6 protein-coding genes are annotated in these 13,886 nt (G+C 68.8%); 3 read left to right on the top strand and 3 right to left on the bottom strand.

What is annotated here, in order from left to right; genetic code table 11:
- Position 1: 1 nt before the first annotated feature.
- The 3 genes from ASG88_RS06235 to ASG88_RS23740 all read right to left on the bottom strand — a co-directional run bounded on the left by ASG88_RS06235 (position 2) and on the right by ASG88_RS23740 (position 6,776).
- Positions 2-601, bottom strand: coding sequence for a hypothetical protein (locus ASG88_RS06235; RefSeq protein ID WP_056886578.1), 600 nt, complete (start codon positions 599-601; stop codon positions 2-4).
- Between the two features lie 341 nt (positions 602-942).
- Complete coding sequence (locus tag ASG88_RS06240; RefSeq protein ID WP_082600006.1) at positions 943-1,842, bottom strand: sulfotransferase; 900 nt, start codon at positions 1,840-1,842, stop codon at positions 943-945.
- Between the two features lie 257 nt (positions 1,843-2,099).
- A complete protein-coding gene (locus ASG88_RS23740; RefSeq protein ID WP_321163824.1) occupies positions 2,100-6,776 on the bottom strand; it encodes a PKD domain-containing protein in 4,677 nt (1,558 codons plus the stop codon).
- Positions 6,777-7,086: 310 nt separating this feature from the next.
- Between ASG88_RS23740 and ASG88_RS06250 the strand changes: the two genes are divergently transcribed.
- Genes ASG88_RS06250 through ASG88_RS06260 form a run of 3 tightly spaced genes read left to right on the top strand, consistent with a single transcriptional unit; the run spans position 7,087 to position 13,783 of the window.
- The gene (locus tag ASG88_RS06250) at positions 7,087-7,824 is read left to right on the top strand and encodes a LamG-like jellyroll fold domain-containing protein (protein ID WP_082600009.1); all 738 of its coding nucleotides are present in this window, start codon (positions 7,087-7,089) and stop codon (positions 7,822-7,824) included.
- A 4-nt stretch (positions 7,825-7,828) separates the two neighbouring features.
- Positions 7,829-8,911 carry a sulfite exporter TauE/SafE family protein gene (locus ASG88_RS06255; protein WP_235534748.1) on the top strand — a complete coding sequence of 361 codons (1,083 nt, stop codon included), beginning with the start codon at positions 7,829-7,831 and terminating at the stop codon, positions 8,909-8,911.
- Positions 8,912-8,971: 60 nt separating this feature from the next.
- The gene (locus ASG88_RS06260; RefSeq protein ID WP_056886582.1) at positions 8,972-13,783 is read left to right on the top strand and encodes a PKD domain-containing protein; all 4,812 of its coding nucleotides are present in this window, start codon (positions 8,972-8,974) and stop codon (positions 13,781-13,783) included.
- Positions 13,784-13,886 lie beyond the last annotated feature (103 nt).

The raw sequence follows: 13,886 nt of genomic DNA on the forward strand, positions 1-13,886 counted from the left end.
GTCACCACCCACCTTGTAGGAGATGACGGGCAGCATCGTCACCACCCACCTTGTAGGAGATGACGGGCAGCATCCCAGCAGCATGCGCCTCCTCAACCATCTTCATCTGGCTGCTCGCCCCGTTGGCCAGGTCAGCAAAGATCCGCCGGGCAGACAGCCCAGGCCCCACCTCAGCCACCTTCTGATCCCACGCACCGGGCATGGCGCTCATCCCGATGAGGGCGGAACCTGTGACCGGGGAGGAACCAGTGGCAGCACTGGTGACCTGGTAGTCGAGCTTGTTGCGTAAGACCTTGCCGTCGGCACGACGGGTCACGACCGTGACGGTCCCCTGGCCGGGCTTCTTGGCCTTGGCAGTCCACACCTGGTAGCGCGGTTTGCGGATACGCCGCTTCCACACAAGCCCGTCGCTGTCGCGAACCCGGATCTTGCGGGCCTGGGAGAGGTTCTCCGCGATGTGGAGAATGAGCCGGTCACCGGACTGGACGACGGTGCTGTTGAGCCGGGCCTTCACCTTGCGCTGCGCGGCGTGCGCCGGGGCGAGGTGGCTGGCGCCGAGGACACCAGTGGTTCCGGCGATACCGCCGGCGAGACGGAGCATGTTGCGACGTGAAACTGAATGCACGAGTTGACCCTTCGGGGGTGGTCAGCAGGGGACTGGACACCCAGATGTTCGCCGGTGCTCAACCACCTGCGACCGCGCGGAACAATGGGCGGTCGAAACGCTCTGAGGTCCCTGAACTCTGAGAACCGTAGGGGACGCTCCTTCGAAGGTGTCAAATTCTTGGCAAGAACGGCACCGAGGGAGTGCAGACCGACTCATAGAGCTGATCATTCGTACATGCTCAACATTGGGTAACTTCCAGCGCTTGGCTAGGTCGCGAGCCGGCCAGCGTCGGGGCGAGTCCAACGTCGTGCGCGCACGAGCCGGGTCACCGACACCTACGTGGCAGGCCCCCACCCGGGAGCGGTTTCGCAATCGAGCGACATGGACGCCAGCCGACCGCGTACGTCCACCGTGAGCTGTTCCATCTCGTCGACCTCTGCCTGCGTGACTCTTCTGCGCCACCCCTCGGCAACCTCCTGCGGGGAGCGGTTGAAGTCGTGGAGACCTTGCCGAGGAGAGGTCGAGAGGCTCTCCTCGTGCCGAAGCTCAGCGTCCGTCTCACCGGTCCACCGAAGATTCAGACGGTCGACCAGGGCACGACAGAGCACCTCGTTTCCCACGAGTCGATCGTGGGAGATCACCACGAGTGACGTCAGCGCGCCTGCATCAAGCAGGAAGAGCTCGTGGAGTCCCCTCCAGAACACAGCCATCGCCTCGGCCTCGCCCAGGGGACCGGTCGGAACGGCGCTGACCGGTAGGGCCGGGTGTGACCGGCGAACGGCATCAACGATCACCCTGACCTCCTCGAGATCTGGACTCCAACCCATCCGTCGGTAGCTGGCGAGGACGGCGGCGGGATGTCGGTGGACGACCAGCGGCACTGCGCCCGTCACACGAGCCAGCATCGGCAGGGACAGGAGTGCGAAAGGGTCCTTGACGATCATCCGCGAGCCGGGAAGCGGAGCGGCCCACTGCCGACGCCCGTACCGGCTGTACACGCGGGGGTCCCATCCAGCGTAGGCACGCTTCAGGATGCGTCGCTGGTGAGCGGACTCCTGGGTGAGCCGGGTCCATTCGTGCACCGTGCCGGCCAGGGCGAACTGTCTACCCCTCGGATTCATGGGTTCGCGCCCCGCCAGCGACGTTGACCCCGTGGTGGCCAAGAGACGAGCAACCCAGGTCGTGCCGGAGCGCGGCACGCCCGTCACCAGGAGCGCTCTACCCACGGTTCTCACCTGCTTCTCTTCGTGGCGTCGACTTACACACTGAACCCGGTCTCTGAAGCCAGGACACCGCGTGTCGGCCCATCAGATGCCAGGAGTCGCGTCCTACCGGCCCGCGCAGCCGAACCACCCCCAATTTGGGGAGGATCGCGCCTCCATATGTCTTGCCAGGCGTATGTGGAAGCATTGCCCAGGACGGACGGATGAGCCGCGCGTTGCCCAGCGCGAGAACTGCGGGCTGTGCGTGTGCGTGGGGCACGGCTCGAGCGTCATGGCAACGGCCCGGCCAGTTGCGGGGACAGAGCGGAAGGACTCACGCTTCGCGTCGTCATGGCCGTGTTGCCCCAGCCGTCCGTCACGGTGAGCGAGATCGTATACGTGCCGGCCGTCGTATAGACGTGTGCGGCGGGAGATGCGCCAGTGCTCGGCGCCGTCCCGTCTCCCCAGTTCCAGGAGTACGCAATGACGTCCCCAGTATTGGGATCGGTCGTTCCTTGGCTGCTCACCGCACAGCTGAGTCCTTGGCAACTCTGAGTGAAGGTTGGCACTGGAGCAGAGTTGCCCGTCGGCTCGACGACCGTGACTTCCTGAGCGACCGAGGTGCTGGTCAGCGTCCATTCATCACGCACGGTCAGTATCACCGCAAAGGTCCCCGGTGCGGTGAAGGTCTTGGTCGGAAGTGGGCCGGAAGCCGTCCCCTGGGTACCGAAGTTCCATGAGTACGTCAGCGAGCTGGGAGTCTCGTCCGTGGAGCTGCGACCGTCGAAGGTGCAGACGTTCTGGTTGCAGGTGTAACTGAAGCGCGCCACGGGCGGGTTGTTGGGGGGCGACGTGACAGCCACGTCCGTGGATGTCCGCGGCGGGTCCATCACCTGGCCGTTGACGTCGATCGCGCGGACGACGACCGTGTAGCTCGCGGACGGGATGACCGGGGTCGTGTAGGAGTAGTTGGAGCCGGCGCTGCCCGGGCTGTTCAAGAACGCTGGCCGGTAGCTCGCGGTGGTGCTGGTGAACGTTCCGGTGGAGCTCATGTACTGACCGGCGGAGTTGATGACCCCAACCTCGACCCGGGCAATCCCCGCGAACGCATCAGGAGCATCTTCCGCACGACCAGTCACTACGATCCTTCCCTCCGTGAACGAGCTGCCGGTCATCGGTTGCCCGAGTGTCTCGCTCAGGTTGGGTAGACCGTCACCCGGGTAGACCCGATAGCTGCCCGTGGCAGGGGTGGGGTCCTGCTGGCCGCGGCTGTCGAACGCGATCGCCGTAAAGCGCCAATCCCCCCCGGACGGCAAGACGATCGACGGCAGGCTCCACGTCGCGCTGGTGGCCGCAGCGGGCGTGAGTACTGCGTTGCGGAAGGTCATTGAGGCGGACATGGTGCCGTCGGGCTGGAGGTACCGTCCGGTGTCACGGTCCTGCAAGGACACCCGCACGCTCTGGAGACCGATGTCATCAGTGGCGGTCCCGGACAGGTTGACCGTCAGCGACTTGTCCGTGGGCGTCACGAAGACCATGGTCCCATCGGGCGCCACATCACCGGCGTACTGCGCGTTGATGGTCAGGGAGCCACGGTTGGCCGTGGACGTGGCCAGGTCCTGGTCGTCCGTCGCGCGCACGATGAAGCTGTAGGTGCCCGGCGAGAGGTTGAAGGAAGTGGTGTAGGTCCAGCTGTACGTCGATCCTCCGATGTCGACCGGCGAGATCCGGTGGTAGCGAGCCGTTATCCCCGTTCCCCACGTACCGTCAGCAGCCAGGGCCTCCCCCGTGGAGGTGTTCCTCAGCATGATCTCGACATTTCGGAGGCCCTCGTCGTCCGAAGCCGTGCCGGCGAACGTCATCCGACCTCCGGGCTCGACCGTCAGTGCTGGAACCGTGAACGGCGGAGTCATAGCTACCGGGGCCTGGATCGTCACCGACGGCGCCACCGCGTTCGAGTCGACCGTCCACTCACGCACGGCGCTCCGAAGGTCGGCCTGACCCTGGGTGTCTACGGCCGTGGCACCGGCACGCCACACCCCCTCGGACGGCAGCGTCACGTCGTAGGTCCACGTTGCTGCAGTGGCACCGATGACATCAGGAGTCACCCGGAACGTGTTGTAGATGTCGTCCACCGTGCCATCCGCCTGCAGGTAGCGGCCCTGGGCATCCTGGAAAAAGAGGGTGACCGAGTTGACGCCCTTGTCGTCCGTTGCCGTGCCGAGGACGGTGAAGGCGGTGGAGGCCTGGATCCCGCTCGGGCCGGTGATGTTCGTCGTCGGGGTCTGGTCCTCAAGCCCGAACGACTCGATTTTCTTGGTCGCCGCGGTGGAGTCTCCGGTACCCCCCGTCACTGCGGTGAAGGCCTGGGCCGACACCACCAGGTTGCGGTTCGTGGTGATGATCCTGTTGCCAAGCGTCCACGGGCGGTTGGTCGTGCCGGCACCCAGAGTGGCATTGACCGAGGTGACCGTGCTGCTCCAGGTGTTACCCGAGGTGAGGTACTGACCGCTGTTGCGATCCTGGATGCGCACCTGCACGCGTCCGACGCTGCCGGTGGCGACCTGCGCCGTACCGGTGACCTCGAACGGCGTGTTGTTGGCGACAACGCGGCCCTCGATCGGCGCGAGGATGGTGGTGTCGGGCAGGGTCGGCGGGTTGGTCACCGTGTTGAAGTCGAAGAAGCCGACCCGGCCAGTGCGCACACCGCCCTTGAACATGCCGTCACCACCGATGAACAGACCCCTAGGCGTGGCCTCCATGGCCTTGTCGCCCTCGAACGAGTTGGAACCGCCCGTGGGGTTCCACTCGAGCGACTTGCCCGTCGTCGTGCTGAGCGCCGCGATGTGATCACGACGGACGACCTGGTCGCCCAACCCGTAACCTCCGAGACCCTGTCCGGTGCCGTAGCCGACGTTGTCCAACCCGGGCCACGGGTCATTGGCGCTGGGGGACTCGACAAAACCGAAGTGCCCGCCGACGTACACCGCGACCTCGGTGATGGCCACCGAGTAGATGCTGTCGAAGTGACGGGAGATCCACGATGGCTGGACATCGGAGTTGACGAGCGAGTCGGCAGTCAGCGGGTAGCGAATGGCAGTGTCACTGATGGGCGGAGCGTCGCCGCCCGAGCCGCTGGTGACGACGAAGTAGGAGTCGTCCGGGGCGATGTCGGCGCCGTAGATGCGGGTGACGCCACCCACGCGGGCAAGGTTGTCGTCCCACAGCTGGCTGCGCCAAGGGAGCAGCTGCTTGGAGGCGGTGTCGATGATCCCCATGCCGAGCCGGTCCTGACCATCTATGCGCCGACCGGTGTGAACCACAAGCAGCTTGGTTCCATCGTGGGTCAGCTTCAGCTGTGGAACGCCGAGCTGGCCGTTGACCCCGATGCCACCCGACAACTGGTTGTCGAACTCCTGGTCGACGACCCCGGACGCGGCGTTGACCGCCGCGAGTCCGGTGCGGAGTACGCCGTTGATGCGGGTGTACCGGCCGCCGACGTAGAGGGTTGAGTTGCTCGCAGCCAGGGACTGCACCTGGTTGTTGGTGCTGTTGGTGAAGCCAAACGTGCTCAGCGGGGCGCCCGTCGTGAGGTTGAGGCTCGCGACCTTCTGCTTGGCGACGCCGTTGACGGTGTTGAAGGAGCCGCCAACGAACAGCTTGGTGCCGTCAGGGCTCGCTTCGACCGCGGACACACCGCCGTTGAAGGTCGGACGGAAGTTCGTGTCGACAAGGCCTGTCTGGTAGTTGTAGCTCGCCAGGCCGGCCTGGGTGATGGTCGTCGTGGGGCTGATGGTGTTGGCCAACGACGTGAAGTTGCCGGCGATGAACACCCTGTTGAGCGCCGGGACGACCTCGATGTCCCAGATCTCACCGTTGCTGATGCGGGGCGTGTTGGTCCGCGGACGATCCGGAACGAGGCGGTTGTGGTTGGGCTGGCCCGACGACGGGAGCGCGACGGTCGGGTTTGCCGTGCGGGTCACCGGCGCCGAGGCCAGGCCCTGGTTGTCGGTGACCGTCAGCGTGATCGTCTTGGCCCCGCCACTCGTGTAGGTGTGGGTGGTGGAGACCCCTGTGCCGGTGGTGCCATCGCCGAAGTCCCAGGCGTAGGAGGCCACGGTCCCCGGAGCGGTGTCGGTAGAACCCGACGCGTCGACGGTGCAGGTCGCCTGCGGGCAGCTGACGGTGAACGATGCGACTGGGGCGACGTTGGGTGCTGTGGTGTCATCGGGCTGCAGCACCACGGTCCACATGGTCGCCTTGGCCGACGAGACCGCACTTGTGGCGCTCCGGGGGGTGGTGGGTCCGGCGACGGCCGCGGCGTCGGAGGCCACCGAGGTGATGCGTCCCGGTCCCGTGCCGAGCGCGATGCTCCGCTGCGTCTGGCCGGCCGGCAAGGTCCAGCCAGTGGTCTCAGACGCAGACTTGTCGGCCCAGTAGGACACGACGAGCGAACCGGCGGTCGCCACCTGGGCGACGGGCGTGGTGTGCGTCGTACGGTTGACCGTCTCGGCGGCCGACGCGAAGGCGGACACCGGGTCGGCCGCGGTGCCGTCGTAGGCGAGGAGCGTGATCGTCGCCTTGGTGGTGGCGGAGAAGGTGATGGCCGCGTTGCGACCGGCGTCGTTGGCGACCGCGACCCGGCTGTAGAGGATGGTCTCCGTGTCGGTGCTGGAGAGTCGGGTGCCCTCGAACGTCCAGCCGGCGGGGGGCGTGGTCACCGTGGCAGACGCGTTGTTCTTGGTGACGAACAGCAGCATCCCGTCGGTCTCCCGGACGGAGGCGGGAATCGTCACCCGTGCCGTCGTCTGGTTGTACGCCGCCTGGGCGGCGGCACGGAAGGTGATGACGTCGGCCGCGGCCGCGGGACTGGCCGCCAGGCCGACCACCGCGAGCACGGCGGCCACCAGGGACACCACTGATGCCACCGCGACGTTGCGCCGCATGCCTACGTGAAGAAGGTTCATCCTGCACTCCTTGTGAGGGCGCAGTCCCCTGCTGCACTGCCGCCTGTGCGGGAACGTAGGACCACCGGAGGGCGCCATCGCGGGCAAGCGCCGTCCTATCACCCAAATCGGGGAGGATGTCCGTTCGCTGGCCTCGACCCCGGCGTCGAGCCCTTGTCAGGGGGTCCTCGCGTCCCCAACTTGTGGGCTTTTCACCCCGGCCCGCTCGCTGGCCGACCTCGGCTCGCTGGGATGTACCGGACGCGTGGCATCGGGCTGACGCGCCCCGACCCGGCAACGGGATGGGCCAGCAAGAAGAAGGGGACGCACCATGAGGACGCGACTCAAGTCGGGCGCTCTGATCACCACTGTTGCGTTGGCAGCATCGCTGTTGGCGCACACGGCCGCCGAGGCTGTCCCCGCCAGGGCCATGAGGGCGGTGGCGGTCGAGGCCAGCTGGGAGATGAACGAGCCGAGCGGGGCCACCACCATGACCGACAGCGGCCCCAACGGGCTCCACGCGCCCGTTGACCAAAGTGGCCTGGACACCGGTTTCGTGTTCGACGGCGCCACCGGCTACTCCTGGCCCCGCCGCAGCCCGACCACGCCGCCTGCCAGCCCGGAGCGTGTCATCGTCATCCCGGACAATCCCAGCCTCGATCCGCGGACCGACACGTTCACCGTCGAGATCCGCTACAGGACCAAGGAGAAGTTCGGGAACATCACCCAGAAGGGCCAATCCGCCTCGCCCGGCGGGCAGTGGAAGATCCAGAACCCCGGTGGCCTGCCGTCATGTCTGTACAAGGGATCCCTCACGCGAGGCGCTGTCCGCTCGCCCATCGCACTCAATGACAATGCCTGGCACGTTCTGCGGTGCGTGAAGACCCCCACCGCCGTCGAGCTCTGGGTGGACGGTGTGAGGGTGGGCCGCAAGCTCGGGGCCGTTGGCACCATCGACAACAAGATCCCCATGACCATCGGCGGCAAGATCAACTGCGACCAGATCACGGTGACGTGCGACTACTTCTCGGGCCAGATCGACTACGTCCGCATCTACCGGGGCAGCTGAGCCGGTGTCACTCCTCGACCTGGTCACCGGCACGTTCCTGTCCATCCTCGTGGCCGGCTTCCTCGTCGGCGTCGTGGTCGGCCTGACCGGCATGGGTGGTGGAGCGCTCATGACCCCCGCCCTCATCTTCCTGGGCGTCGGCGACGCGGCGACCGTGGTCACCGCCGACCTGACGGCCGCCGCGGTCTACAAGACGGGCGGCGCCCTCGTGCACAAGCGCGAGGGCTCGCCCCACATGCGGCTGGCCACCTGGCTCGTGCTCGGGTCGGTGCCGACGGCGCTGCTCGGCCCCCATCTCATCAACTGGCTGGCGCCCCCCGGCGGTCTCGACCAGACGCTCAAGCTGTGCATCGGTTTCGCGCTGCTCTTCGCGGCGGCGACCTACGCGCTGCGCCTCTACATCAACCTGCGGCGGATGCGCACCGGCAGCCACTCCGACGACACCGACCCGATCGTCCGCCCCCTCCCGACGCTGCTGATCGGTGCCCTCGGCGGGCTGCTCGTCGGCATCACCAGCGTCGGCTCCGGGTCGGTCATCATGATCGCGCTGCTCATGCTCTACCCGGGCCTCAGCGCGGTGAAGCTGGTCGGCACCGACCTCGTGCAGGCCGTCCCCCTCGTGATGGCCGCCGCGATCTCCAACATCGCGCTGCACGGTCTCGACTGGGCCATCCTCGTCCCGCTCGTCCTCGGCTCGGTGCCCGGCACGATCCTCGGCAGCGTGGTCGCGCCGCGCGTCCCGCAGTCCATCATCCGGCGCGGCATCGTCGTGGTGCTCACCATGAGCGGCGTCGCGCTGCTCGACAAGGCCGGCTGGGCGCCGCTCGGCGCCGGTGAGCACGAGACCCACCCGGTGCTCATCGCCGTCGTCGGCCTGGTCACCCTGCTGCTGCTCCCCGTGGTGTGGGGCCTGCTGCGGCGGACGACCGGACTGCCGATGTTCGGCGCGCCCACCCTCGAACAGGTCGAGGACCCGACGTACCGGCCGGGCGGCTTCCGCGCGCCGAGACCGGAGCCTCCGACCTCCCCAATTGTGGGCAGTTCAGCCGCGACCGTGTCCTCGACGTCGTCCTCGGCCGCAGATTGACCCGCGGACCCTTCCGCTGCTGCGGGCGGGTCCCCTCTCACTCGAACGTCTGGAGACACCGTGCGGCCACGACAGCTGCTCGCCCTGGTGGCGGGCCTCGCGCTGACCCTCTCGGTCAGTGCCCACGTCCCTGCCGCACACGCGGCCGCTCCCCTCGTCACGGCGGCCGCGGACGCCGCACCCGCCGCCGACCGGATGCCCGGCGACGTCCCCAGCAAGAAGACGCCCTGGGTGCTCGACGGCGCGGTCAACAAGATCGTCCAGGTCGGCAGCACGATGGTCGCGGGCGGCCTGTTCACCCAGGTGGCGGACCCGATGAACGGCACCCCCCACACCCGGCAGAACCTCGTCGCTTTCGACGCGACCACGGGCCTGGTCAGCCAGACCTTCAACCCCACCGTCGACGGCGAGGTCCAGCAGCTGCTGCCCGGCCCCACGGCCGACACGGTCTACGTCGCGGGCGACTTCACCAAGATCAACAACAAGGGCCCCAACCACCTGCAGCTCCTCGACGTCAACACCGGCCAGGCCGTCTCGACGTTCAAGGCGCCCAGCACGTCAGGCAGCATCCAGACGATGGAGCTGCTGCCCAACAACCGGCTCTTCATCGGCGGCTTCTTCAAGAAGCTCGGTGGCGTCGACTCCGGCCAGTTCGCCACGCTCAACGCGACCACCGGCGCGCGTGACCCGTTCCTCAACCTCGTGGCCGCCGGCAACCACAACACCGGCACCGGGGCCAAGGCGCCCATCGGACCGCGCGAAGCGGCCCTCTCCCCGGCAGGCGACCGGATGGTCGTCGTCGGCAACTACCGCACCGTCGGCGGCGTGGCGCGCGACCAGATCGTCATGATCGACCTCAGCGGACCCACCGCCACGGTCGCTCCGGACTGGTACACCACGCAGTACACCCCGATCTGCTCCCCCGGGGCGTTCGACAGCTACATGCGCGACGTCGAGATGTCCCCCGACGGTTCCTTCTTCGTGGTCGCCACCACGGGTGGACCGCACAGCGGCACGCTGTGCGACACCGCGGCGCGCTTCGAGACCTACGCCACCGGCACCTCGCTGACCGCGACCTGGGTGGCCAACTCCGGTGGCGACACCCTCTGGGGCGTCGAGGTCACCCGCGCGGCCGTATACGTCGGCGGCCACAACCGCTGGATGAACAACCCCAGCGGCGCCGACCGGGCCGCCCAGGGTGCCGTCCCCCGTCCGGGCCTGTCCGCGCTCGACCCGCAGAGCGGGGTCCCGCTGAGGTGGAACCCCGGGCGCAACCCGCGCGGCGAGGCGGCGTACGAGATCTACGAGACCGACGCCGGCGTGTGGGTGGTGAGCGACACCGACTTCATCGGCGACAACCGCTACAAGCGTCCGAGGATCGCGTTCTTCCCGTACGCCGAGGGCTCCAACACCGCGTCGAAGTCCACCGGCTCGCTGCCAGGCAACGTCTACGTGGGCGCCCCGCTCGCGGCCACCGACGTGCTCTACCGCGTCAACGCCGGCGGCGCGGCGATCGCCTCGGTGGACAACGGCCCCGACTGGGTCGCCGACAACGGCACGTCCAGCACGCTGCACAACACGGGCAGCACCACCGCGACCCGTAGCGCGCTCACCGCCACCAGCCTGGTCAACGTCCCGGCCTCCACGCCCCTGGGCATCTGGACCTCCGAGCGCTACGACCCCAGCGGCGGCACGGACATGCAGTGGATGTTCCCGGTGCCCAGCGGGACCACCACCCAGGTGCGCCTCTACTTCGCCAGCCGGTCCACGACATCCCGGCGCTTCAACGTGCTCGTCGACGGCGTGTCCAAGCTGTCCAGCTACGACCCCAACGTCGATCCCGGCGTCAACCGGGGCACGATGAAGTCCTTCGACATCACCAGCGACGGCATCGTCAACGTCGACTTCACCCGCGTCGCCGGCGACCCGCTGATCAACGCCGTGGAGATCGTCGACACCGCGGTCGGCTCCAACGCCGGGTCCGCGAGCGTGGTCGCCTTCGACGGGACCACCGTCGGCTCGCAGGGCACCGTCAGCACCGGCACCTTCGACTGGACCGCCGTCCGGGGCGCCGTGATGATCGGGCGCACCCTCTTCTACGGCCAGACCGACGGCTACCTCTACCGCCGCTCCTTCGACGGCGTCACCTTCGGTGAGCCGGTGCAGGTCAACCCCTACCTCGACCCGCTCTGGAGCACCGTCCTGACCGGCAGTGGAGCCACCGGCCAGACCTACGCCGGCGTGCTGCCCACGTGGTACGGCCAGCTCAGCAGCGTGACCGGGATGTTCTACGCGAACGGCCGGATCTACTACACCCGCAGCGGCCAGACCTCGCTCTACTGGCGCTGGTTCTCCCCCGACAGCGGCATCATCGGCGGTGTCGAGTACACCGCTGCCGGCGGCAACATCTCGTGGAGCAGCACCAGGGGCATGTTCGTCGACGGCTCCACGCTGTACGTCGTCAGCTCGACCACCGGGCAGCTGCTGCGGATCGGCTTCGCCAACGGCGCGCCCACGGGCACCTCGACGGTCGCCGACGCGACGCGGGACTGGCGCGGACGGGCGGTCTTCCTGGCCTCCGTGCTCCCCAACGTCGCACCGTCCGCCTCCTTCACCTCGGACTGCACCGGCACCTCGTGCACCTTCGACGGCGGTGCGTCGAGCGACGGCGACGGGACCGTCCAGTCCTGGGAGTGGTCCTTCAGCGACGGCGACGAGGCCGGCGGGCCCACCCCCCAGAAGGACTTCGCGGAGACGGGCGTGTACGACGTGACGCTCACTGTCACCGACGACGGCGGCCTCACGTCCTCCACCACCCGCTCGGTGTCGGTCGTCAAGCCCAACGTCGCGCCCACCGCGGACTTCGGAGCCGACTGCACCTTCCTCGCCTGCGAGTTCGACGCGACCACGTCGACCGACGGCGACGGCACGGTGACCGGCTACGCCTGGGACTTCGGTGACGGCACGACCTCTACCGGGAGCACGGCCAGCCACGAGTACGCCCAACCCGGCACCTACACGACCACGCTCGTGGTCACCGACGACGACGACGCCACCGACGAGACCACGGTGACGAGGGTGGTCGTGGCCGCGCCCACGGCGAGCACCGTCTCCTACGTCGGCGGAGCGGTCAACCAGGGCAACGTCAGCGGGCCCAACGTGACGACACCGTCCACCGTCTCGGCGGGCGACCGCCTCGTGATGGTGCTGTCGGTCAACGCCTCGACCCGGCTGATGTCGTCGCCGACCGGGGTGACCGGCTGGACCGTGCTCGACACGACGACGTCGGGCACCATGCAGACGCGGGTCTGGACCAAGGTCGCCACCGCCACCGACGCCAGCCGCCGGGTGACGGTGACGCTGGACGCGGCCGCCAAGTACACGCTGACCGTGGCGGCCTGGTCCGGGGTCCGGACCGGGTCGCTGGTGCACGCCGACCTCGCGGAGACCGTCCTCCGCGCCGGGCACGCGACGCCGACGGTCGACGCCCCCGCCGGGTCGTGGGTGGTGTCCTACTGGGCCGACAAGACCAGCGCGACGACCGCCTTCACCCTCCCGGCCGGGGTCACCGGGCGCCACGCGCTGTGCAGCACGGGCACCGGACGGGTCTGCAGCGCGCTCGCCGACTCCGCGGGCGCGGTGCCCACCGGGACCTACGGCGGCCTGGTGGCCACGGCCGACAGCGCCAGCGCGACGGCGACGACCTGGTCGATCGTGCTCCGCACCGTCGAGCCCAACCAGGCCCCGACGGCGTCCTTCACCGTCCAGTGCGACAGCACGGACTGCGACTTCGACGGCTCCGGGTCTAGTGACGCCGACGGCGCGGTGGCGTCGTACGCCTGGGACTTCGGTGACGGCAGCACCGCGACGGGGGCGACGACGGGCCACGACTTCGGGACGTCCGGGACCCGCGACGTCACCCTGACCGTGACCGACGACGAGGGCACCCAGGGGTCGCTCGTGGTCCCCGTGACGGTGTCGCGCACCAACGCCGCACCCACCGCGGCGTTCACGGTGAGCTGCTCGTTCCTGGAGTGCACCTTCGACGCCGCCGGGTCGGGCGACAGCGACGGCACGCTCGCGTCGTACGCCTGGGACTTCGGCGACGGCACGACGGACACGACCGGCGTCTCCCCCACCCACGCCTACGCCACGGGCGGGGCGTACGACGTGACCCTGACCGTGACCGACAACGACGGCGGCACCGGGACCAGCGCCCGCGCCGTCACCGCGGTCGCGGTGCGCCCCATCGCCCTCGTGGGCAGCAACGCCAACCAGGGCAACGTGTCCACGCCCAACACGACCGTGCCCACAGGCACGGCGGCGGGCGACCGGCTGCTGATGGTCCTGAGCCTCAACGACACCACGCGGGTCGTCGGGTCGACCACCGGCGTGACCGGGTGGACGCTGGTCGACACCGCCACATCCGGCACGATGCAGACCCACGTCTACAGCAAGGTGGCCGCGGCGGGCGACGCCGGCCGGGTGGTGCGGTTCTCCATGGACGCTCCGGCCAAGTACACCCTCACGGTGGCGGCCTACTCCGGCGACATGCTCGCCCCGGTCGTCGCCAAGGCGTCGGAGACGGTGCTGCGCTCCGGGCACACCACGCCGACCGTGGCCGCGGGGGCGGGTGACTGGGCGGTCTCCTACTGGGCCGACAAGTCGTCGGCGACGACGATGTTCACCCTGCCGGCCGGGGTGACCGGACGGCAGGCGACCTGCAGCGCCAACGCCGGCCGGGTGTGCAGCGTGCTGGCGGACTCCGACGGCCCGGTGGTGGCCGGACCGTACGGCGCCCTCACCGCCACCGCGGACGCCCCGTCCGCCAACGCGACCATGTGGACGATCCTGCTGCGCCGTGCCGGCTGATCCACCCCGCACCGGGGGGCGCGGCGGGGACCTCCGGGTCCTCGCCGCGATCCCGGTGCCGAGGACCCCCGATTTAGATGGTGCGCACCGCTCGCCCGGTCCC

The sequence above is a fragment of the Nocardioides sp. Soil777 genome, assembly GCF_001428425.1.
Lineage (GTDB): Bacteria > Actinomycetota > Actinomycetes > Propionibacteriales > Nocardioidaceae > Nocardioides > Nocardioides terrigena.

What these genes read in the sequence shown, in the direction of transcription:
- ASG88_RS06250 (WP_082600009.1), top strand. Translation starts at nt 7,087, where the DNA reads ATGAGGACGCGACTCAAGTCGGGCGCTCTGATCACCACTGTTGCGTTG.
- ASG88_RS06235 (WP_056886578.1), bottom strand. Translation starts at nt 601, where the DNA reads ATGCTCCGTCTCGCCGGCGGTATCGCCGGAACCACTGGTGTCCTCGGC.
- ASG88_RS23740 (WP_321163824.1), bottom strand. Translation starts at nt 6,776, where the DNA reads ATGAACCTTCTTCACGTAGGCATGCGGCGCAACGTCGCGGTGGCATCA.